Source organism: Brucella cytisi, from assembly GCF_038433355.1.
In the GTDB taxonomy this organism is placed as follows: Bacteria; Pseudomonadota; Alphaproteobacteria; order Rhizobiales; family Rhizobiaceae; genus Brucella; species Brucella cytisi.
This window is the reverse complement of sequence record NZ_JBCAUP010000011.1, coordinates 70,450-92,427: the sequence shown is the minus strand read 5'-3', so window position 1 is coordinate 92,427 and position 21,978 is coordinate 70,450. Positions and strand designations below refer to the sequence as shown.

Here is a 21,978-nt window from a genome sequence, read left to right as displayed (position 1 = left end):
TAGTGTAGCGAATCCGAAAATCCTATCAGCCTGAAGCTAGGCGCAGACGCGGTTACGGCCCATATTCTTCGCGGCATAGAGCATCTTGTCAGCGCGACGATAGAGATCTTTCGAGGTCTCGCGCCGATCCCATATCGCAAGACCGATACTGACGGTAACGCCAAGCTTTTCATCGCCAAGATCGATTTCGAGCGTCGATATGGCCTTGCGAATACGATTAGCAAGCTTGATCATCAATTCCGCGTTCATGTTCGGCGCAAGGACTGCGAACTCCTCGCCACCAAGCCGGGCGACAACATCATGATACCGTGTATAGTCCTTGAGACACCGCGCCACCTCCTGCAGCACGACATCGCCAATGTCATGTCCGTAGGTATCGTTCACGGCCTTAAAGTGATCGAGATCGATAATCATCAGTCCGACAGGCCGCTGTATACGGTCGAACTGGACCAGATATTCCTTTAGCGCCTCGTCGAAATAGCGCCGGTTCTGCATACCGGTCAGGCTGTCCGTCAGCGCGGCATGTTCGAGGGTCTGCGACCGTTCGGAAAGATCCTGCGTGATGACCTGCAGTTTGCCGTGGTCCAGCGCATCGGTGCGAATTTGGGGATAGATCAGGAACAACCCGCAAGCGATTGTCGCAATCAGCACCCAGATTGTGACGTGGTTCAGTTGGTCGAGTCTCGAAACCAGCTCATAGGCGTTTGCATCAAGAGGCAATGTCTGCAATTGTCCGATGTCGACACGAGCTTGATAAAGCAACAGCCCGATACCGAACATCAAAACAATCAGAATAAAAAATGCCCGTTCCGATTTATGAAACCGCATAGCCCGCGCCCACCTCTCCTGTTTCAGAGAGTGCCAGCGAGTTATTTCGTTGTCGTTAATTGAGCGAAGGCATCATCGGAATTTGCGTGCGTGCACCAGCGATCATCAAGCTGATTTCGAAACCAGGTCGACTGACGCTTTGCATATTGCCGGGTGGCGATAACCGAACGTTCAATGGCTTCTTCCCGCGACATCGAGCCTTGCAAAAATGCCGTGATTTCACGCACACCGATGGCCTTCATTGCCGGCAATGCCGGGTCGAGATCAAGCACCAGCAATGCCTTCACTTCGTCAATCGCACCATTGTCCCACATCAGGGCAAACCGCCGGTCAATACGTTCTGAAAGCCATGTCCGGTCCGGCAGCAAGACGATCTTGCGGGCGCTATCATCGTCTACCAGTGCCTGCCCTTTCGTCTGTTGCCACGCAAGAAGCGACTTTCCGGTGCCCTCAAAAACCTCCATCGCCCGAACGATGCGCTGGCCGTCGAAGGGTCGAAGGGTTGCGGCCATATCCGGGTCACGTTCGCTCAGAAGCCGGTGAAGAAGTTCCGGACCGTCCGTCTCCATACGTCCTCGCCAATAGGCGCGAACATCACCCGGCACCTCTGGCATCTGCGACAGTCCACCGAGAAGCGCTCTGAAATAAAGCCCCGTCCCGCCAACAAAGATCGGGGTCCTGTGCTTCATGGCAGGTTGCGTTAGCAGGGCAGCTACATCATCCAGCCATCGTCCGGTCGAATAGGACGTCGATGGCGCGACATGTCCATAGAGATGATGTTCTGCCGCAGCGAGATCCGCTTTGTTCGGCCGCGCAGTCAGAAGGTCAAGAACATCGTAAACCTGCATGGAATCAGTGTTCACGATGAAACCGCCGGTCTCATGAGCCATGCGAATGGCAAGTGCCGACTTGCCGCTGGCCGTCGGGCCAGCTATCAGGATTGCATTCGTGATCGCACCCTCATTCATCGTCGGAATTGCTCTCCATGTCCCAACAGGTTTCTCTCGTCGCCACTTTGATTGCCAATCCGGCCAAGGCCTCGCTTGCATCAGCGCTTGGGATTAAAGCCTCAGCGGCAGTGAATGCAACTGGACTCTATTGGCTGGCCGACAACATTGCCTGCGACATTGCGCTTCCATCGGGGATCAGCAGCGAAGAAGCCGAAACCCTGCTGCGCCATTCGCTTGAGGGCGCGCCGGTCGACGTGGTGGTGCAGGAACAGGAGCACCGACGCAAGAAAATTCTGATTGCCGACATGGATTCCACGATGATCCAGCAAGAGTGCATCGATGAACTGGCAGAGGAAGCCGGGCTGCGCGAGCATGTGGCTGCAATCACCGCGCGCGCCATGAACGGCGAGATCGCTTTCGAACCAGCCTTGCGCGAGCGGGTCGCCTTGTTGAAAGGTCTGCCGCTCAACGTAATCGACAAGGTCATTTCAACCCGCATTACACTGATGCCCGGCGGGCCGGAACTCGTGCGCACCATGCGTAAACATGGCGCTTACACGGCGCTTGTGTCTGGTGGCTTCACCTCATTCACCCAGCGTATCGCCGAAATGATCGGCTTCAACGAAGAACGTGCGAACAGGCTGATCGACGATGGCTTGCATCTGACCGGCCTTGTCACAGAACCAATTCTGGGCCGGGAAGCCAAGGTCGAGAAACTCGTGGAAATTGCCGATCGTCTTGGCCTCACACCGGATGACGCAATTGCGGTGGGTGATGGAGCGAACGATCTCGGCATGATCCAGCTTGCAGGCACCGGCGTCGCACTCCACGCAAAGCCGACCGTAGCTGCGCAGGCCAGAATGCGGGTTGACCATGGCGACCTGACCGCTCTCCTCTATATTCAGGGCTATCGAAAGACGGACTTCGTTCAATGATCATGCTAGAAACGCCACGCCTCATCATCCGGAACTGGGAAGATCGCGACCGCGACCTGTTCCATGTCATCAATTCCGATGAAGAAGTCATGCGTTTCTTTCCCTTTCGCAGAAATCGCTCGCAATCGGATGAACTGTTCGACCACCTCCGGAAGATGATTTCTGAAACGGGTCTCGGTTTCTATGCGCTGGAAGAAAAAGAAGAAGGTCAGTGCATCGGTTTCGCCGGTCTCGCCCGCACTGACCTTGAACCTTATTTACCGGATGGCACCGTTGAAATCGGCTGGCGGCTGGCCACGCCTTTTTGGGGCAAAGGCTATGTGACCGAAGCGGGCAAAGCGCTGATCGAATATGCTTTCGGCACCCTTGGCCTCACCGAAGTGGTTTCCTTCGCCGTCCATAATAATGAGCGGTCTACAGCCGTCATGCGCCGCATCGGCATGATCCGCGATCCGTCGAGCGATTTCGACCATCCCCGCGTGCCGGATGAAACTCCGCATTTGAAGCTTCATTCGGTCTACCGCATTCAAGCAGCCTGACCGGCTACCCAGCCCGAAGACCATGCCCACTGGAAATTATAGCCGCCGAGCCAGCCGGTAACATCGACGACTTCGCCGATGAAAAACAGGCCGGAAACGGATTTGGCTTCCATGGTCTTGGAGTCGAGATCGCGCGTATCGACCCCTCCAAGCGTAACCTCCGCCGTACGATAGCCTTCCGAACCGGCGGGCTTGATGCGCCAGTCGTTTATCGCGGCCTCGACACGGAGAAACATCTTGTCCGACATATCCGCCAGATGACCGGTCGCACCAATTTCCTCGGCTATGGTTTGCGCAAGTTTCCTCGGAAGATAAAGCGCCAGTGCGGTCTGCAATGCCTGCTTGCCGTTCTGTTTGCGCTGCTCACGCAGGGCTTCGAAAATGTCCGTCTCCGGTAGCATCGCAATGCGGATTTCATCTCCTTCACGCCAGTAGGAAGAAATCTGCAGGATCGAAGGGCCACTGATACCGCGATGTGTAAAAAGCATCGCTTCGACAAATTTCGTTTTGCCGCAGGAGACAACGGCATCGACGGCAACACCGGCCAGCGGTTTCAGCCGCTCGAGTGTGTTGGGTTCAAACGTCAATGGCACCAGTGCCGGTCGTGTTTCGACAATCCGCAATCCAAATTGTGTCGCGATATCGTAGCCGAAGCTTGTAGCTCCCATCTTCGGGATAGATTTCCCGCCACAGGCCACGACAAGTGATCGACAGCTAACAGGTCCATCCGTTAGCTGAAGCGTAAAACCATGTGCGGATTTTTCGACCGAACTGACACTGCAACCAAGCTTTAGTCGCGCACCATGGCGCTTCATTTCCCCCAGCAACATTTCAATTATCTGCAACGCCGAGCCATCACAGAAGAGCTGCCCGAGTGTCTTCTCGTGATAGGCGATCCGATGACGTTCCACGAGCGCAATGAAGTCGCGCTGCGTGTAGCGGCTCATAGCAGAGATACAAAAATGCGGGTTCTGCGAGAGATAATTTTTCGGACTTGCATGAAGATTGGTGAAATTGCAGCGACCACCGCCCGATATGCGGATTTTCTCACCGGCTGCCTTTGCGTGATCCACGACCAGCACGGAACGCCCGCGTTTGGCCGCCTCGATGGCACACATCATGCCTGCCGCGCCAGCGCCTATGACCACAATATCGACTGTTTCCAACTCACCCTACTCCGAATGGCGCCGGTCCATAGCATACCGGAGGCGAATGAAACAGAAGGCTCTGCCATTTCGAACGACAAATAAGGGAGTGCTCGAATCTCTTTCTACGGTTCTGGCGCCAAGTGATTCAAACCGCAAAACAAAACGGCATTGCAGATTTCCCTGCAATGCCGCTTCAGCAGTACATTCAATTGAGGATCAATTGATCCGGACAGTCACGAAACGCAGTTCCCCCGAACGAGAAGCCAGCATCATAAGTGCATTCTTGCGTCCTTCGCGGCGCAGCGCATCAATGCGCTTCTTCACGTCTTCTGGCGTCTTCACGTTCACCTGCCCGATATCGACGATAACATCGCCGGTTTCGATACGCTTCTCTCCAGCAGCTGAACCAGGAGAGACGTAAAGAACAGCAACACCTTCTACATCTTCGGCAATGCCAAATTCTCCGCGAACATCGTCATTCAGCTCGCTGAGCTTCATTCCAAGAACGCTCGGGGTAGCGTCACTCTTCTGTTCTTTTTTTGACGTATCCGGCGTTTCCACACCTTCATCACCGCCCTCGCCCTCGGGTAGCGGAGCCTGATCTTCCGTCGCAGCTTCGGTGCTCTTGTCATCCTCGACCAGACGTCCGAGCTTGACCTTCACCGTCTTTTCCTCACCCTGACGAACGACGACAATCTCGACTTCCTTGCCAACCGGGGTTTCTGCAACCAGTCGCGGCAGATCGCGGGCGGTATCGACCGGCTTGCCTTCGTAGCGGATCACGACATCTCCGGCTTCAATGGCCTTGTTGTCGACGCCGGAATTTTCGATCAACCCGGCAATCAGCGCGCCCTTGGCTTCCTTCAGTCCAAGGCTCTGAGCGATATCCTCGGTAACAGGCTGGATACGCACACCAAGCCAGCCACGGCGAACTTCACCGAACTCCTTGAGCTGGTCGATAACACCCACAGCCATTTCCGCAGGGATGGCAAAGCCGATACCGATAGAGCCGCCCGAGGGCGAGATGATTGCAGTGTTGATACCGATCACCTTGCCATCCATATCGAACAGCGGCCCACCGGAATTGCCACGGTTGATGGCCGCATCAGTCTGGATGAAGTCATCATAGGGACCGGAATTGATATCTCGCTTGCGGGCCGAAATAATGCCCGCAGTCACCGTTCCACCGAGACCGAACGGGTTGCCAATTGCGAGGACCCAGTCGCCGATACGCGCCTTTTCCGAATTACCGAACTCGACGGCCTTCAGCTTGTGCTTGGACGGATCCACCTTGAGGATCGCCAGATCGGTCTTGATGTCCTTTCCGACCAGTTCCGCTTTCAGCTTGGACCCATCATTGAAATTGACTTCGATCTCATCCGCATCGGCGATAACGTGATTGTTCGTTACGATGAAGCCCTTTTCGGCATCGATGACGAAGCCGGAACCCAGCGACTGGACCTTGCGTGATTCATCGCCCTGCGCGCCGCCCTTGTCACCGAAGAAGTCCTTGAAATATTCCTGGAACGGAGAGCCTTCCGGCACCTGCGGCATCGGAACCGCACCGTCACCTTCGCCATCTTCCTTGACGGTCTGTGAGGTCGAGATGTTCACCACTGCATCTAGCAGCCCTTCGGCCAGATCGGCAACAGAAGCCGGCCCCTGAGCCGCGATTGCCGGAGGTGTTCCTACCGAAAGAGTGCCAGCGACGGTCATCGCCCCCAATGCCACGGTTGCGAAAAGGGTGCGAGCAAATCCCGCCTTTGGTGCAATTACCATGAAGCCCTGCTCCGTTCCTGTCTGCTTGCAGTCGTTTGATTAGCGATAGATGTACTAAGGCTTGATCGCTGCAAAATACGGCCTGTTTACGGCCCCGCATAGACTACAGACAATAAATAACAGAAGGAAAGCGGCTTATCCCCTGACAAGCCAAACAATGCCGACGCCGATTGCGAGCGCTGCAATCCCGGCAATGCGCAACATGTTCTCCGGCGTCTCACTCGCTTCACGAGCAAGCTTCTTCGCCAAGGAAGGAAAGCCGCCGTAGAGCAGCCCTTCGAGAACGAAGAGAAGACCTACGGCGGCTAGAAAATCGCTCATGAGCGTTTGACCCGGTTGTTACTGGGCAGGCGTTGCCAGCTTGCCGCCAGCATCGCGGAAGAACTTGAAGAACTCCGAGTCCGGCGAGAGAACCAGCGTTGTATCCGGGGTCTCAAGGGCTTCACGATAAGCAGACATCGAGCGGTAGAAGGCGAAGAAACCAGGATCCTTGCCTGCAGAGCCTGCGAAGATCTCGCTGCGCTGCGCATCGCCTTCACCACGAAGGATTTCCGATTCCTTGCGTGCTTCAGCAATCGTTTCGACGACCTGACGATCCGCGACAGCACGGATGCGCTGGGCAGCTTCACGGCCACGGGCACGCAGACGCTCTGCTTCTGCAAGACGCTCTGCCTTCATGCGGTCATAGGTCTGCTGTGAGACTTCAGCCGTCAGATCGGTACGACGGATACGCACATCGGCGATGGTCAAGCCAAGCGACGTCGCATCGGGACGAAGCTGGTCACGCACTTCGCGCATCATGTCGCCACGCTCTTCCGAAAGTGCCGCTTCAAATCCGCGCTGGCCGTAAACGCTACGCAATGCAGCATCAAGACGAGTACGAAGACGCTGCTCGGCAAGCAGCGTGCTGCCCGAAACGGTTTCACGGAACTTGCGCGCATCGGTAATGCGATAAACGAGGAACGCGTCGACGTCATAGAACTTGCCGCCCGAAACCTGAACGCGGATATCGTCCAGATCGAAGCGCAGCAGGCGATCATCGATCAACTGCACAGTATCTGCATCAAGGAAGCCAAAAGGTAGTTTGAAGTAGATGCCCGGTTCAGTCTTCACATCAACGATCTGACCGAAGCGAAGCACGATAGCCTGCTGACGCTCGGATACGATGAACGTGGCGGAGTAGATCAGGAAAGCGATGACGGCGATAATGCCGCCAATGATTGGGAGCCTGTTCTGAGCCATTACTGGTTACCTCCGCTCGGGGTCGTCGTGGTCGCATTCACGCCTGGGCGTGGCTGCTGGCGCATGAGTTCGTTCAGCGGCAGATAAGGCACGACATCCTTTCCAGGTTCGACAATGACTTTCTTGGTGCTCTTCAGCACCTGTTCCATGGTTTCGAGGAACAGACGGTTACGCGTCACTTCCGGCGCCTTCTGGTATTCACCCAGAACGGAGCTGAAACGCTGCGCCTCACCTTCCGCGTCCTGAACGACACGGTTCTTGTAAGCGGCTGCTTCTTCGCGAAGCTGGGCTGCTTCACCACGAGCCTGACCGAGCTTCTGGTTCGAATACTGGTTCGATTCTTCCACGAAACGGTCTTCATCCTGTTCGGCACGCTGCACTTCATCGAAGGCATCAGCCACTTCACGCGGCGGTGCTGCATCTTCGATGGAAACGGCATTGATCTGGATACCCGTTTTGTAGGTATCGAGCGTCTGCTGAACAATATCGCGAACACTGGATGCGATTGCCGAACGGTTGTCGCGGAAAACGTCCTGAGCCGGTCGACGGCCAACGATTTCACGGATCGCGCTTTCAGAAACCTGCTGCACCATCGCATCCGGATTATCGACGTTAAACAGATAGGCCTGCGGATCGGAAACGCGATACAAAACCGAGAACTGAACGTTGACGATGTTCTGGTCGCCCGTCAGCATCAGGCCCTGCGTCGCACTTCGGTTGCCCTGCCCACCGATATTGATCTGCTTTTCGACGATCTGCGCCTTTTCATAGGTTTCAATCGGCCACCAATGGAAATGCAGTCCCGGTTCGGACACTTCTTCCTTCGGCTTGCCGAAGCGCAATTCGACGGCAAGTTCGTCCGGCTGCACGGTATAGACGGACTGGAAGAGCCAGAAGCCGACAACTGCCGCGCCAATAAGGAAAAGAACGCCGCGATTGCTGCCGCCGTTGCCACCACCACCGGGGAAGACCTGCTTCAGACGATCTTGTCCTTTGCGCAGAATATCTTCGAGATCAGGTGGTGTGTTCTGGCCGCCGCCACGTGGGGCCTTTGGCCCTTGTCCCCAAGGACCGCCATTATTGTTGTTATTGTTATTATCGCCGCCGCCACCCCATGGGCCGCCGCCACCATTCTGATTACTCCAGGGCATCCTCACCTCTCGTCCAGGCGACGGGAAAGCGAGCTGCCCACTCCCGTCATCAACTAATGTTTCCGTTTTATAGGCATCGGGAGGTCCGCTTTCAACGCGAAGACGACAAAATTCGTGAACTATGCTTTACACAGCACGTTTTTCGTACACAAAATAGCGCGTTGGGTGACTATCCTTGTCACCAGCGGGCACATCCTCCTGCGAAACGACGCGCCAGATTTGGAGATCGATTTCTGGAAAATGCGTATCTCCATCGATCTCGGCCAGCACGCGGGTCAGGTGAATACGGTCCGCGAGAGGCAAAGTTTGCGCATAAATTTCCCCGCCGCCTATGACGCAAACCTCTCCGACACCCAGGTCAGCGGCCAGTTTTTGTCCGAGCGCAATTGCCTCTTCGAGAGAACCGGTAGCACTTGCACCTTCAGCCTGAAATCCGTTGTCCCTCGTCACGACAATATTGGGCCGTCCCGGCAAGGGGCGCCCAATAGATTCCCATGTCCGCCGCCCCATGATAACCGGCTTGCCGAGCGTCAGGGCCTTGAAGCGTTTGAGATCGGTTGAGAGCCGCCACGGCATATCATTGTCGCGCCCAATGACGCCGTTTTCGGCGGCAGCAACAATGATCGAAACAATCGGTTCTTGTACGGACATGGAATGCCTCAGACAGCAATCGGCGCTTTGATCGTCGGATCGGCCTCATAGCCCTCAAGCTGGAAGTCTTCGAAACGGAAGGCAAAGAGGTCCTTCACGTCCGGATTAATCCACATTGTCGGCAATTTCTTTGGTGTCCGGGTAAGCTGCAGGCGCGCCTGATCGAAATGATTGGCATAAATATGCGCATCCCCGAGCGTATGGATGAACTCTCCCGGTTTCAGACCGGCAACCTGCGCGATCATCATCGTCAACAATGCATAGGAAGCGATATTGAACGGCACGCCCAGGAATATGTCCGCAGAGCGTTGATAGAGTTGGCAGGAGAGTTTTCCATCGGCGACATAGAACTGGAAAAGACAGTGGCATGGCGGCAAAGCCATTTCATCGACCAGCGCCGGGTTCCATGCCGATACAATCAGGCGCCGCGAATTGGGATTTCCATGCAGCATCTTGAGAAGATTCGCAATCTGATCGATATGGCGGCCATCCGGCGCTGGCCATGAGCGCCACTGATAACCATAAACCGGGCCCAAGTCGCCATTCTCGTCTGCCCATTCATCCCAGATCGAGACACCATTCTCCTTCAGATAGGCGATGTTCGTATCACCTTTCAGAAACCAGAGCAGCTCATGGATGATCGAGCGAAGATGCAGCTTCTTGGTCGTGAGAACCGGAAACCCCTCTTCGAGATTGAAGCGCATCTGATATCCGAAAACCGATCGCGTACCTGTACCCGTGCGGTCACCACGGTCGATGCCGTTATCCAGCACATGTTGAAGAAGATCGAGATAGGTGCGCATGGGGGATGATCCAGAATCCGATTCGTTTAAGCCACTATAAAGAAAACCCCGGTGTAAGGCACCGGGGCTTCGGATTCACCAGATCGCTGTGGATCAAAGGCCGCCGAGTTTTCCGAGCTGCTTGGCGACCAGATAATAGAAGGTAACGCGATTCTTGTTGCGATCACCCTTCATGACTTCCGCAACATGCGCGACGACTTCGTCACCCTTGGCTTCATCATCAACGCCGAGTTTCTTGGCAACCCAATTGGTGCGGACGCGCTTCAATTCTTCCGGGTCCGTTGCCGAAACGAGCGAGGAATCGCGATTGCGCAGCGCAATACCCAGATGCTTGACGATCTTGTCGACTACAGCTTCATCGGCACCGGCATCGTAGCGACGGACATCCGCGAGATATTCACTCATATATCCACTCTCCTTCGAATGGGGTATCAGCACCCCGTTTCAGCCACGGAATCCGGCTATATAAGAATTTACTTGCCGACCCCGATATGTTGCGAGGATTGACCAGCAAATGCAGGCTGTCAATGAAAAATGAACACAAGGGCTGGTTGTCGGGAGCCTATTGGCAAAACCCGTTAAAAACTACGCACCCTCTTCCAATCATGATCAACCGCGCTTATATACGGCGTGTCGGCGCAAGCTGACTATGGTGATAAACGGACGGTGTAATAAACCCATTGGACCCGGGGGCGGTACCCGGCGCCTCCACCAGAGTACAAATCTGCCTATCGGTTTGTATTGTGGCGGGGGCGAAACAGGATCGACAAGGGTGTAAAGATCGCTCTTTTACTCGGCATGATACCACCGTTATCGGGTCAATTGAGTAGTTGCAAATGACAACAAAGCTCAGGGTTATGCTCTCGCTGCCTAATGGCGGTGCGGGAAACCCACTCTAAAGTCCTTAGGGTTAGCCCCTTAAGGCGGGGTTCGGAGGCACCTGGCAACAGAAGCCTCCACTTTCCCTTTCACATTACTTATGCAGCGGCGGCTTCCGTATCAAGTTCACTTGCCTTGCGCGAAAGAACGATCTGCGTCAGCACGAAGGCCGTGAGCGCACAACCGGCAATTCCGCCGACCATCGGCACAGCCGTCCCGTCAAAGAACGAGCCTGTCACACCAATGGCAACGCCACCAATCACGAAATGCAGCGTACCCATCAGCGCAGAAGCAGTTCCTGCAATCTCGCCGTGGTCTTCCAGAGCCAGCACCGCCGTTGTCGGGATGACAAGGCCAAGGAAACCATAGCCAACGAACAGGAAGCCTGCGATCAACCAGAGCGACTGATGCCCCATGAGTGCGGCGGCGAACATGGCGAGCATTGCCGCTGCAAATCCGGAAACGGCGAATCGCATGACACGGCGAAGCCCGAAGCGTGCCCCCAACCAGCCGTTCAACTGCGAAACGCCAAAGAACGATACTGCATTGGCCGAAAACGCGATGGCATATTGCGTCGGCGTCAGGCCGTAATGGTCGATAAGCACGAAGGACGAGTTGGCGAGATAGACGAAAAAGGACGCGATGCCAAAGCCGCCAACAAAGACCAGTCCGAGGAAATAGCGATCCTTAAGCAGACGACCGTAGCCGCGCAAGGCGCTGCCCAGATTGCTTTCAAGCCGGGCCTCTACCGTCCGCGTCTCTTTCTGTGCAGTGGCCACCAGAATGATACCAATAACGGCAGCGACCAGAACCGCCCAGAAAACACCACGCCAGCCAAAGAAGTTGATGATGACGGAACCGGTCAGCGGCGCCAGAATCGGCGAAATGGAGAAAACCAGCATCAGAAGCGACATCAGACGCGCTGCCTCGATACCTGTGTGAAGGTCTCGCACGACGGCGCGCGGGATCACCATACCAGCTGCTGCACCCAGCCCCTGAACGAAGCGGAAAAGCACGAGCACATCTATATCGGTCGCGACGGCGGAGCCAATGCTGCCGATACCGAACAAGACCAGACCGCCATAGAGCGGAAGTTTACGCCCGACCATATCGGACAGCGGCCCGCAGAAAAGCTGCGCAACCGCGAGAGCAATGAAAAAGGCCAGAAGGCTCATCTGCACCGCACCAGTTTCCGCGTGCAAATCGGCGGCAATGGTGGGCAGGGCTGGCAGATACATATCGATCGCAAATGGGCCAATGGCGGAAAGAAGGCCAAGAACAATGGCATTGCGCACAAGACTGGAAGCCATGGGGGACGCGCTTTCATCAATGTTTCGTGAGGTTCCCGCACCGATTTCGGATCTCCGGTTTTGCTTGGGAGGATGGCGCCGTCGGGCTCGCAAAACCGGTACAGGACAGATAAATATTTGTATTCGCTACCGGTTTTCGTTCCATCTTGACGATATCGACCTGTTTTCCATTACGGCCGACACTTGAAAACTCTGTAGCGAAAGGCATTCTATACGCATGGTCAAAACAGATTTGACACTGATGTCAAATTAGACACCATTGTCCAAAACGTCAAGCTATCTTATGTTGGAGTTATGAAGCCTACTGACATTATCGACATGGCCGCCCTGCCCGAGAAGCGTGCTGCATCCGAAAAGGGCCTGAATTCCGCGGTGATAAAGCCCGGACAGTGCATGAAGCGCGACTTCATTTTGTGCTCTGCTGCGCGTGTTTTCAATCGCGACGGATTTCAAGGCGCGAGCATAGACCTCATTGCCAACGAAGCGGGCGTGTCACGTCAAACCATCTATAACCACTATCGCGATAAGGAAGCTTTGCTTGCTGCCGTCGTCGAGGATGCGCTTGCACGTATGAACGCGAGCCTGTTCGCAGTTCTGGCCACTTTCCCCCAGACTGGCGAAAATCTGGAGCGCGATCTGGTGGCTTTCTCGATCCGCATGAGCCGGAATTGCATATACGATTCGTCCGGTGCGTTTCTGCGCAAGGTAATGCAGGCCAATGAGACCAACCTGCCGCTTGCAGCCAATATTTGCAGCACCAAAGGCCCGGCACAAGCCATTCCGGCCATAGCAGCCCGTCTGGCGCGCCTCGCCATGGATGGTCATCTGCGCGTCGACGATCCGGACCTTGCCGCACGCCATTTCATGGCACTCATCAATGCCGACACGCACTACCATATGCTAACCGGTCAGGGTGTGGACGATGCAATCATCGAAAAGAGCGCGATCAACGGAGTACGCACGTTCCTGATGGCCTTCGGAAGTCGATAGAGGCAAGCGCACCCTATTGCGTTCAAAAATTGCACATCTTTCCGCCACAGGCGTCGCCCTATTGCTTTTTCAGATCATATATCATCCGTTCCGGCGAGAACGAACTTGACATCGACCTCCGAATCCGTGGGATAAGCAAACCATGGTACAGGACCTAATCCGTTACGATATTCTCGCTCAGGAAGCCCTACGCGGCGTCATTCGCAAGGTTCTTGCGGAAGTGGCCAAGGCTGGCTTGCCAGGCAACCATCATTTCTTCATCACGTTCCTGACTGGAGCGCCCGGTGTGCGAATTTCCTCGCGCCTGAAGGAAAAATATCCCGAACAGATGACAATCGTTTTACAGCATCAGTTCTGGGACATGCTCGTTACGGATCAACTGTTCGAAGTTGGCCTGTCTTTCGGTGATATTCCTGAAAAGCTGACTGTACCTTTTTCTGCCGTCCGTGGTTTCTACGACCCTTCGGTCAATTTCGAACTCGAATTCGATGTCGCGATCGCACAGCCTGAAAGCGACAATGACGAAGGCGGCAATGTAGCCCCTATCGAAATCCTCCCCACGGAAGCACCGGTCGAGAAGGCAGAAAAGCCCAAATCGAAGTCGCGCAAGACTGCAGCCGAAAAAGAAGCCGCTACGGCCAAAGACAACAATGCAGATGATGGCACCGACAAGGAAGCCAAACCTTCTGCCGATGTTGTTTCACTGGATGCTTTTCGGAAAAAGTAATTCCGCACACACCATCCTCATGTGAATAATGGGCCAGAACTCCGGTTGGTTTCGTCCGTTTGTTTGATTGGACAGTTCCGTTTCACGGTTGATCGTGATCAATGGTGAAAAGCAAACAGGCGCTTTATACTCTGTTCTGACGGCAACCAGTTCAGGATTGAGTTCGATGATTCGTGCAATTGCTCAGGCAGTATTGTGGGTAAGCGGCATTGTCGCGGCTTTCTTCGTAGCAAAGGACGAGCCCAACTTTCCTCTTCTGCAGATGACAGTTGGGCTTATACTTCTGATTCTAGCGTCCTTGGCCGTCTGGTGGTTCACCAACCCCAAAGACCCACAGAAGTAGAGCCAGCCTATTACGAGCTTGCGAGACCGGGCCGAAACGCGGTAATTTTTCAGGAATCTTCAACATTTCCACGTGGTTCCATGAGCGATATCGTCAATCTCAGACAGTTCAAGAAGCAGAAAGCCCGCGCTGAAAAAGAAAAGCAGGCTGATCAGAACCGCATTCAATTCGGTCGTACGAAGACCGAAAAAGCTTTCGTTCGCACGGAGACGACAAAAGCGGAACGTTTTCTGGATCAGAACCGTCTGGAAAAGAACGATAAGTCGGACGAGACAAAGTGAACTTGTCCGGGCGGTTGCGCAAACATTCTGTCAGTATTCGCGGACACGCGACCAGCTACACGCTTGAAGACCCGTTTTTCGAACTGATTGAGGAGATTGCTGCCGAGCGGAAGCTTTCCGTGGCAGCTTTGATCGCCGAAATCGACAGCAAGCGTGACAGATCAATCAATCTGTCTTCCGCACTTAGACTTCATGTTCTGGATTGGCTCAAATCCAGAATAACTCAAGGCTGAGGTACAGGCACCACAGGCGTCGTTTCCAGACTTTTCAGGAATTCGTTGAGGGATTGACCACCTTCCGGCGATGCCAGAGGATCTTTCGATCCACCCGCCGGCCCGCCTTGCGGCTTCTCTGCCTCAAGCCGTTGGGCTTCCTCGGCAGCATTCCGGGCCGCTTCGCGCGCACTGGCTTCGGCACGACGTCTCGCCTCGTCCTCACGCTGCGAACGATCACGTTCCACTTCTTCTGCTTCGAACAGCCCAAGCTGACGACGGAGGCGCTGTTTCTCCATCAAACTCGCCTGCATGGATTCAACACGTTCCTGTTCGCGTTCAAGCGCACGCTGGGTCAGAAACTGAACGAGCGGCTGCTTGTCGAATGACACCTCCGGCGCGCTATAACTTCCGCGGAGAGAAAAGGCCACCTGCGGAGAAATACCTGTATCGGCGCCATCCCCGTTCTGGAACGTCAAAGTACCGTTTCCGCCAATTCCCAGTGTCGACAGGTCGAATTGCAGATCGCTGAGAAGAGCCGCATTTCCATCGCTCAGATTTGCCGCAGCCATACGCGCGACACCGCCGCTGATCGTAAAGTCAAACCGCGCGTTGCCTGGCGCAAATGTGCCCTGCCCGGTTGCCTTGTCGGCAATGCCGACAAATTGCTTGGAAGCAAGCTTGTCTGAAGCGGAGAACTGATCGCCCGTTGCATCGGCCGCCGCTATCATTGCAGGCAATGCCGCCCCATCCAGACCGTCGACGGTGAAATTCTCCACGTCAAAACTTGCCGCTCCCGCCAGCGATCCGACCAGCGCCGCAACGCTCTCGCCGCTACCATTCAGATTGACGGCAGCTTTCACCACACCGCCCAGCGGTGCAGAACCGTTCTCTAGCTGGTAAAAATCCTTGAGGTTTGCGCCACTCCATTTGAGCTCTGTCGAGAGGAGTGCATTCTTGTCGCTATTGCTCAGAGAAACGTTTCCAACCAGATATCCACCTGCCCAGTTGCCGGTCAATTCGTTCAACTGAAGACTATCCATGGTCTTCAGAAGCCGGGTTGAAAACTCCGTAACGGTCCCGAACCCTTCCATATGAGCTTGCGCCACGTTGAGCTTCATATCCAGCAATAGCGGCAGGGACGGACGGACCGCGAATGCACCACGCGGCCAGATTGTCTTCGTGGTGGGCTTTGCCGGCTCAAATGCATCCTGCCCAAGCATGATAGCAGCAAGACTATCAACCTCGAGCGTCGCGAGCTTTGCCTCACCCTTCAACTGCGGCAGGCCGCTATCGGCAAAATTGGCCTCCAGCCGCGCGGAAACATCTTCTCCATCCAGCTTTCCTGTCAGATTGGGAAACCGCAAGATACCCTTTGCGAACTGAAAATCGCTGGTAAGGTCTGCTGAAAGACCTTCACCAAATCCGGGCAGCGCAAAACCGACCGTTGCGATGAATGGTGGCAGATCGGCGGAACTCAGCTGGGCCTTGCCGCTGGCAGCGATATCCCCTCCGACCAGCGAAATCACACCATCAGTTGTGGCCGTCCCGTCAGGCGCCGTCAGTTTGAGTAACGTCCGCATACCTGCACTCGGCGCGCCCTGCATGCTCAGGTCGGCGGTAAGTTCACCAGCCAACCCCAAGGGCAAGGCGGGCATACCGATCAATGCAAGTACCACTTCACCTTGATCCGATGAAGCAGTGCCGTTCAATTGCATCTGCAACGGCTCGCTCTCACCCTCGCCACCGCTCGCCGTGCCCGACAGGTCCAGCTTCATGCCGCCTGTTTTTCCGGTAACACTGAACGAAAACTCACCGACACCGGGAGCGCTTTTGGTGTTTGCCTCAGCAGGCCGCGCGCTTTTACCCTTGGATGCCGCGCCTTTAGCAGGCGTCTTGTTCGCCACAGGCACGGACGGCGCCACCGCATTGGCGATGACATTAATTTCGCTATCCTCGAACAGCCCAGGGAAATTCGCCGCGCGCAACGAAAGCGCATGAAATAGCGGTAGCTGGGGATAGCGATTGGCCATCAGCGAGAGGAACCGCGAAAGATCTCCAGACAGGATCGTCGCATCGAGCGAGCCGGAAGGCATATTGGAGAACGGTTCATAGGTGCCTGTTGCGGTCAACGTCGTGCCTGCTACATCGCCAACCAGCAACCGGTCGAAATCGAAGCGCCCGTCATGCAGCCGGAGCGCCATATCGACATTGCCCGCTTCCATGTCCTGATAGCGGACAGGCCCTGCCTTGAATGCCAGGTTCAGCGATTGGCCATCGAGAAAATCCAGCCCGTCACCACTGGAAAAAAAGGCTGTAAAAGCTTGCAGCGCTTCGCTTTCCACCGTTCCACCATTGAGGGCGAGCGTAATTGCAGGCTGTGCCAGACCCTTTACTTCGCGAACGAACGAACCTTTGAGTGTGGTTTTCCCCAACGCAATTTCGAGATTATTGATCCGCTGCATTCCGTCGCGAAGATCGACCTGTCCTGAAAAACCCGCGCCTTCGAGTTTGCGCACAGAATCGTCAACGGTCTCGTTCAGCCAGCTTGCGAGACCGGACGGCTGACGCGACGCAACAAGCATATCACCCTTGAAGCCGAAATCCTTGCCAACCGAGAGCGTGCCCTTGGCTTCCACCTTGGTTCGCCCCGGAAGATCGGCAGCGAACTGACGAATATTCCAGTTCTTTCCGTCAGGTTCCGCGCTCACTGTGACTGAGCGTATCGTTGTACCACCTGCAATGACGGCAGGCAGGCGCAAATCCACATTGCCGGGTATGGTCGGAATAGGAAATTGTTCGAGAACGCGGCGCGCTATCGCAATACGATCCGCAACCGGCATTGCAGAACCGGATTGTTCTTCGCTGCCGGCTTCATTCGGCCCCCAGAAAAGCTGTTGTCCGTCAGCGCTAACTTCAAAACGCGGCTTGTCGCCATAATCAATAAATGCCTTGCCATTCACCACATAAGGATTGTCGGCAGGGCCCTGCTCCATCCGGAATTCGCTGGCATCGAAGCGACTGCGATCCGCCTTGAATTTACCGGTTACGCGTACACCACTGAAAAAAGGCGTTTCCGTCGGCGTTTTCTGATCCTTAGTCGTCTTGACGACCAGATCGGAAGACCGAAGCGAAAAATCACCGGCGTAGTCGAGCCGACCTTCGGTCACGGTCACATCGCCATCGGTCTCGAAAGTAGCCGGGATTGCCTCCGGCGAAATGCGAGCGCGTACGCGCAGCGAACCGTCCGGCTTCGCCTCGCCGCTTGTAAGGTCGATCGCCAGCTTTTCGCCCTGAAGAACGAGACTTCCGTTTGCCTGCCACGGACCTGCAAGACTGTTTGCGGAGATCACGGCATTGAGTCCTGTAGCTGTATGACTGCGACCGCTTGCCTCTTCGCGAAGGATAATTGTTCCGTTACTGACGGAAAGCCTTTCCAGCTTGATTTTCGTCGGATCGAGCGGCGTCGACGGGCGGATTGCCCAATCGACCTTACCGCTTTTGTCCAGGGAAATCGTGGCTCGCGGGCGATCCACGCGCATATCGAAAATCAGAAGTTGGCCGCGCAGAAACGGCATCAGTTCGGCATCCATCGAAAACGTATCGACGGTCATCACTGGATGAGCCGCATCGGATCCAACACGCACATCGGAGAAAGCGACAGAAGGAAATGGCAAAAGCCGTGCGCTGACGTCACCAGCAACCTTGACAGGGCGCCCCAAAACACGGCTGGCCTCGCGCTCGAAATCGGCACGATAGCCGCTCCAGTCAACAAAAGGCGGCACGACAAGTGCTGCCGTCAACAGCAGCACGAGAAGCCCGCCGACGATGACGAATATGCGGCCCAAGAACCAGCTCCGGTCAAACAGATTGCAAGTTAGCGCGAAACAAAGAGTGAATCACGCTGTCTTTATCTGCGCAACATAACGGCATCGATCCGGCGACAACAAGGCAAATTGCATCACAGCCACATCGATATGCACGCCTGCCTGAATCAAACTCTTGGCAAACCCACCCAAACAGCTGAATTGAATCATGAAATCAGTATTTTGCCCGGATTCATGATGTTGTCTGGATCGAGCGCTTTCTTGATGGCCCGCATGTAATCCGTGGCTTCACCCAGCTCCATGGCCAGATACTTCATCTTGCCCTGCCCGATGCCATGCTCGCCGGTACAGGTTCCCTCCATGGCAATGGCACGCTTGGCCAGCCGATCCATGAAAGCTTCGGCACGCTCCATTTCGCTCGTATCATCCGTATCGAGAAGCAGGAGAAGGTGAAAATTACCATCCCCCACATGCCCGACAATTGGTGCTATCAGGCCTGTTTCGGCAAGGTCTTTTTCCGTCTCGCCAATGCAATCGGCCAGACGCGAAATCGGTACGCAGACATCGGTGGAAACACCCTTGCAACCGGGCCTCAGCAAAAAAGATGCAAGATAGGCGTCGTGACGCGCCCGCCATAGCCGGTCGCGTTCCTCGGCATTGTGGGTCCACTGGAAATTGCCCCCACCATTGCCTGCAGCAATTTCTCCAAACAATTCCGCCTGTTCGGCAACGCCGCTTTCCGTGCCGTGGAACTCGACAAACAGATAGGGCTGCGCCTCATAAGGCAGTTTGGAGTGGAGGATCAACGCCTGCATCTGAAGCGTATTCACAAGCTCGATACGTGCAACGGGGATACCCATCTGGATGGTTTCAATCACCGTGCGGCAAGCCGAATCCACATCCGGGAAAGGACAGATACCGCCGGAAATTGCCTGCGGAATCCCCTGCAGTTTCAATGTCAGTTCGGTAATGATGCCAAGTGTTCCCTCGGCTCCGACAAGCAGCCTTGTTAGATCGTAGCCCGCAGCCGTCTTCTTCACGCGTTTGGAGGTCTCGATCAGCCGTCCATCCGGCATCACGACTTTCAGAGCCAGCACGTTCTCGCGCATAGTCCCATAACGCACCGCATTCGTACCAGACGCACGGGTGGAAGCCATACCGCCCAGCGTGGCATTTGCTCCCGGATCGATCGGAAAGAACAGTCCGGTATCGCGCAGATATTCATTCAATTCCCGGCGCGTAATGCCCGGTTCCACCACGCAATCCAGATCTTCCGCATGCACGGCAATCACCCTGTTCATGCGCGTGAGATCGAGTGATACACCACCTGCAGGTGCATTGACCTGCCCTTCGAGCGAAGAACCGGCACCGAAGGCGATAACCGGAACGCGATGTTCAGCACAGATGCGGACTACATCCTGTACCTCCTGTGCGGTCTGGGCAAAGATGACGATGTCCGGCGCCTGTGTCGGTACATAGGTCGTCGTGTGACCGTGTTGTTCGCGGATAGCCTGACCTGCCTGTGCCCGCTCACCAAAACGCTGCTTGAGAATACCCACTGCTGCGGCAATACCGTCCTCATTGCGTGCAAGCGCGACAACATTTTCAAGCGACATCGTTCATTCTCCGAAATTCATAGTCAAACGGCAGGCAACGCCAATGCGACCGGGTCTTGTCCAAGATGCTCGGCAACGGCGCGGATCACCAGATTGTGGTCCTCGCGCTGCGGCAGCCCCGATACGATTACTGCGCCGATTACGCCTGCCCCTGCAACGCGGATCGGAAATCCGCCGCCCGCCAGCGCGTAATCTTCGACATTCAATGCTTTATGGAGAGCAAACATGCGATCGTAGCGATTCTGTTCCAGAACAAGACGATAGGTCGAAGCATGAAAGCGGCGCACGACATTGAACTTGCGGCGCAACCATTCCTGATTATCCACTGTGCTTCCGGCAGTCGTCGCATAAAACAATTGCCGGTCCCACAGGGAAATTTCGGTGGCAATGCCGAGCTTTTCCTTCACGGCGATATCGCGAATACGATGACCAAGCGCGAATGCTTCATTCTCGCCAAATGACGGAAAAATAAGCGCCTGTTCCTGCCGGATGATCTGCGCAATCGCCTGCTTGCTGTCGTCGCCCTGTGCCATTTTCTGCATTTCCCCGATGAGCCGCACGAAATCTGTGCGTTCCTTGTGCGCCTTCGATCACGTGATTGCAATAAGGGTTGTCCGCCATCAAACTTGATTGATCGGATGCAATCCACTAGTGGAGCCCTATGGTTCAGAATCCCAATATAGATGTGCCTCTGAAAGGCGATCAAATACCGGAATTTGTCGAAACCGCCGTATTCAAGCGCGACGTGTTCTCGGAAACCCATGCCGGCTATTTCATAGGCGATCCCGATACCCGTATCATCCGTCGCGTTGTAAGCGCTGCTCCCTGGTGGTCGAAGCCGCTGGCATGGATATTGGCCCGGCGCGAAATCCGCGGCCTCAAGACGGTACGCGGTATTGAAGGTGTCCCACAGCTCCTCGCCGTCGACAAGGACGGGCTGTATCGATCCTGGACGGAAGGCACACCGCTGCATCTTGCGCGGCCTTCCGATCCGAAATGGTATCGCACCGCGCACCGCATCCTGCGCGATATGCGCCGTCTGGGTGTCACCCACAACGATCTCGCCAAACCGCAGAACTGGCTGATGACGCCCGAAGGTGAAGCCGCAGTCATCGATTTCCAGCTTGCAAGCGTTCATCGTCGTCGCGGCGCGCTCTATCGCCTGATGGCCTATGAGGACTTCCGCCATCTCATCAAGCAAAAGCGTGCTTTCGCAAAAGACCTGATGACGCCGACCGAAAAGCGCATTCTGGCGCGCCGTTCTCTGCCGTCGCGCATCTGGCTGGCGACAGGCAAGAAAGTCTACAACTTCATCACCCGCGGCATTTTCAGCTGGTCGGATGGTGAAGGCACTGGTGATCGCATCGACAATGAAGGGCCAGCAATTCAGGCCGCACTCAAATCCGATCCGCGTGTGTCAGATGTGGCTCTCGCGCTCTATTCACTGCCAGCCAAGGGCGTCGGCATCTACGCTTTCGTGGAAACACTGAACGCCGATGAGAAAAGTCTGCGCGCAAGGCTCAAAGGCCAAAAGGTTGAACTGATCCAGCCGGTTGCGCATCTGCCGCGGCGCGCCGATGGGACCATCCGGGACGATATTCTGCGGCTGATCGCAATGAACCAGATGACGGAGCTCGATGATCTTCTGCAGCGTGAACCGGAACTGCGTGGACTGGTTGAAGCACTGGCCTCGCACCGCCTGAACTTTACGGATCGTCGCGTCACTCAATTAGAGTAGTCGAATATTTTAACCCTTTCGCTGGTCTT

At 55.4% G+C, this 21,978-nt stretch carries 21 protein-coding genes and 1 other RNA gene; 8 read left to right on the top strand and 14 right to left on the bottom strand.

The window, feature by feature from the left end:
• Window positions 1-36: 36 nt before the first annotated feature.
• Window positions 37-828: a GGDEF domain-containing protein gene (locus tag AAE521_RS12120; protein ID WP_342061425.1), complete on the bottom strand. Its 792-nt coding sequence runs from the start codon at window positions 826-828 to the stop codon at window positions 37-39.
• Between the two features lie 41 nt (window positions 829-869).
• Entirely contained in the window at window positions 870-1,796 is a 927-nt protein-coding gene (gene miaA, locus AAE521_RS12115) for a tRNA (adenosine(37)-N6)-dimethylallyltransferase MiaA (RefSeq protein ID WP_342061424.1), read from the bottom strand.
• 17 nt (window positions 1,797-1,813) lie between these two features.
• Between miaA and serB the strand changes: the two genes are divergently transcribed.
• Window positions 1,814-2,713: a phosphoserine phosphatase SerB gene (gene serB, locus AAE521_RS12110; RefSeq protein ID WP_342061423.1), complete on the top strand. Its 900-nt coding sequence runs from the start codon at window positions 1,814-1,816 to the stop codon at window positions 2,711-2,713.
• Complete coding sequence (locus AAE521_RS12105; protein ID WP_342061422.1) at window positions 2,710-3,252, top strand: GNAT family N-acetyltransferase; 543 nt, start codon at window positions 2,710-2,712, stop codon at window positions 3,250-3,252. Before serB ends, AAE521_RS12105 begins: the two co-directional genes overlap by 4 nt.
• Here the strand turns inward: AAE521_RS12105 and AAE521_RS12100 are convergent.
• From AAE521_RS12100 to AAE521_RS12065, 8 genes are all read right to left on the bottom strand, one after another.
• Window positions 3,240-4,418: a BaiN/RdsA family NAD(P)/FAD-dependent oxidoreductase gene (locus AAE521_RS12100; RefSeq protein WP_342061421.1), complete on the bottom strand. Its 1,179-nt coding sequence runs from the start codon at window positions 4,416-4,418 to the stop codon at window positions 3,240-3,242. The genes AAE521_RS12105 and AAE521_RS12100 overlap by 13 nt on opposite strands.
• Before the next feature lie 198 nt (window positions 4,419-4,616).
• Window positions 4,617-6,179, bottom strand: a complete 1,563-nt coding sequence (locus AAE521_RS12095) for a Do family serine endopeptidase (RefSeq protein ID WP_342061420.1) — start codon at window positions 6,177-6,179, stop codon at window positions 4,617-4,619.
• 135 nt (window positions 6,180-6,314) lie between these two features.
• Window positions 6,315-6,500, bottom strand: a complete 186-nt coding sequence (locus tag AAE521_RS12090; protein WP_006467185.1) for a DUF2065 domain-containing protein — start codon at window positions 6,498-6,500, stop codon at window positions 6,315-6,317.
• Between the two features lie 18 nt (window positions 6,501-6,518).
• Window positions 6,519-7,421: a protease modulator HflC gene (gene hflC, locus AAE521_RS12085; protein ID WP_010659764.1), complete on the bottom strand. Its 903-nt coding sequence runs from the start codon at window positions 7,419-7,421 to the stop codon at window positions 6,519-6,521.
• Window positions 7,421-8,572 (bottom strand): FtsH protease activity modulator HflK, encoded by a 1,152-nt coding sequence (gene hflK / locus AAE521_RS12080; RefSeq protein ID WP_342061419.1) that lies wholly within the window; start codon window positions 8,570-8,572, stop codon window positions 7,421-7,423. The genes hflC and hflK overlap by 1 nt, the downstream gene beginning before the upstream one ends.
• 126 nt (window positions 8,573-8,698) lie before the next feature.
• The gene (locus AAE521_RS12075) at window positions 8,699-9,223 is read right to left on the bottom strand and encodes a dihydrofolate reductase (RefSeq protein WP_342061418.1); all 525 of its coding nucleotides are present in this window, start codon (window positions 9,221-9,223) and stop codon (window positions 8,699-8,701) included.
• 8 nt (window positions 9,224-9,231) lie between these two features.
• Window positions 9,232-10,026 carry a thymidylate synthase gene (locus AAE521_RS12070; RefSeq protein WP_071630047.1) on the bottom strand — a complete coding sequence of 265 codons (795 nt, stop codon included), beginning with the start codon at window positions 10,024-10,026 and terminating at the stop codon, window positions 9,232-9,234.
• Between the two features lie 93 nt (window positions 10,027-10,119).
• Complete coding sequence (locus AAE521_RS12065) at window positions 10,120-10,431, bottom strand: DUF2853 family protein (protein ID WP_010659760.1); 312 nt, start codon at window positions 10,429-10,431, stop codon at window positions 10,120-10,122.
• Window positions 10,432-10,619: 188 nt separating this feature from the next.
• On the opposite strand from AAE521_RS12065, the gene ssrA reads away from it, so the two are divergent.
• Window positions 10,620-10,987: a transfer-messenger RNA gene (ssrA, locus tag AAE521_RS12060) on the top strand.
• Window positions 10,988-11,003: 16 nt separating this feature from the next.
• Here the strand turns inward: ssrA and AAE521_RS12055 are convergent.
• Window positions 11,004-12,215 carry a multidrug effflux MFS transporter gene (locus AAE521_RS12055; protein ID WP_342061417.1) on the bottom strand — a complete coding sequence of 404 codons (1,212 nt, stop codon included), beginning with the start codon at window positions 12,213-12,215 and terminating at the stop codon, window positions 11,004-11,006.
• Window positions 12,216-12,509: 294 nt separating this feature from the next.
• Between AAE521_RS12055 and AAE521_RS12050 the strand changes: the two genes are divergently transcribed.
• The 4 genes from AAE521_RS12050 to AAE521_RS12035 all read left to right on the top strand — a co-directional run bounded on the left by AAE521_RS12050 (window position 12,510) and on the right by AAE521_RS12035 (window position 14,789).
• Complete coding sequence (locus tag AAE521_RS12050; RefSeq protein ID WP_342061416.1) at window positions 12,510-13,205, top strand: TetR/AcrR family transcriptional regulator; 696 nt, start codon at window positions 12,510-12,512, stop codon at window positions 13,203-13,205.
• Between the two features lie 142 nt (window positions 13,206-13,347).
• Window positions 13,348-13,932 carry an SspB family protein gene (locus AAE521_RS12045; protein WP_342061415.1) on the top strand — a complete coding sequence of 195 codons (585 nt, stop codon included), beginning with the start codon at window positions 13,348-13,350 and terminating at the stop codon, window positions 13,930-13,932.
• 423 nt (window positions 13,933-14,355) lie between these two features.
• Window positions 14,356-14,556, top strand: a complete 201-nt coding sequence (locus AAE521_RS12040) for a DUF4169 family protein (RefSeq protein WP_071630043.1) — start codon at window positions 14,356-14,358, stop codon at window positions 14,554-14,556.
• Window positions 14,553-14,789 (top strand): ribbon-helix-helix domain-containing protein, encoded by a 237-nt coding sequence (locus AAE521_RS12035; protein WP_071630042.1) that lies wholly within the window; start codon window positions 14,553-14,555, stop codon window positions 14,787-14,789. Before AAE521_RS12040 ends, AAE521_RS12035 begins: the two co-directional genes overlap by 4 nt.
• Here AAE521_RS12035 and AAE521_RS12030 read toward each other — a convergent pair.
• The 3 genes from AAE521_RS12030 to AAE521_RS12020 form a co-directional block, all read right to left on the bottom strand.
• Window positions 14,780-18,616 carry an AsmA family protein gene (locus tag AAE521_RS12030; RefSeq protein WP_342061414.1) on the bottom strand — a complete coding sequence of 1,279 codons (3,837 nt, stop codon included), beginning with the start codon at window positions 18,614-18,616 and terminating at the stop codon, window positions 14,780-14,782. The genes AAE521_RS12035 and AAE521_RS12030 overlap by 10 nt on opposite strands.
• 185 nt (window positions 18,617-18,801) lie before the next feature.
• On the bottom strand, window positions 18,802-20,211 hold the full coding sequence (locus tag AAE521_RS12025; RefSeq protein WP_071630040.1) for an FAD-binding oxidoreductase: 1,410 nt from the start codon (window positions 20,209-20,211) through the stop codon (window positions 18,802-18,804).
• Between the two features lie 23 nt (window positions 20,212-20,234).
• On the bottom strand, window positions 20,235-20,744 hold the full coding sequence (locus tag AAE521_RS12020) for a heme-degrading domain-containing protein (RefSeq protein ID WP_342061413.1): 510 nt from the start codon (window positions 20,742-20,744) through the stop codon (window positions 20,235-20,237).
• Window positions 20,745-20,872: 128 nt separating this feature from the next.
• On the opposite strand from AAE521_RS12020, the gene AAE521_RS12015 reads away from it, so the two are divergent.
• Window positions 20,873-21,949 carry a serine/threonine protein kinase gene (locus tag AAE521_RS12015; RefSeq protein WP_071630038.1) on the top strand — a complete coding sequence of 359 codons (1,077 nt, stop codon included), beginning with the start codon at window positions 20,873-20,875 and terminating at the stop codon, window positions 21,947-21,949.
• Window positions 21,950-21,978 lie beyond the last annotated feature (29 nt).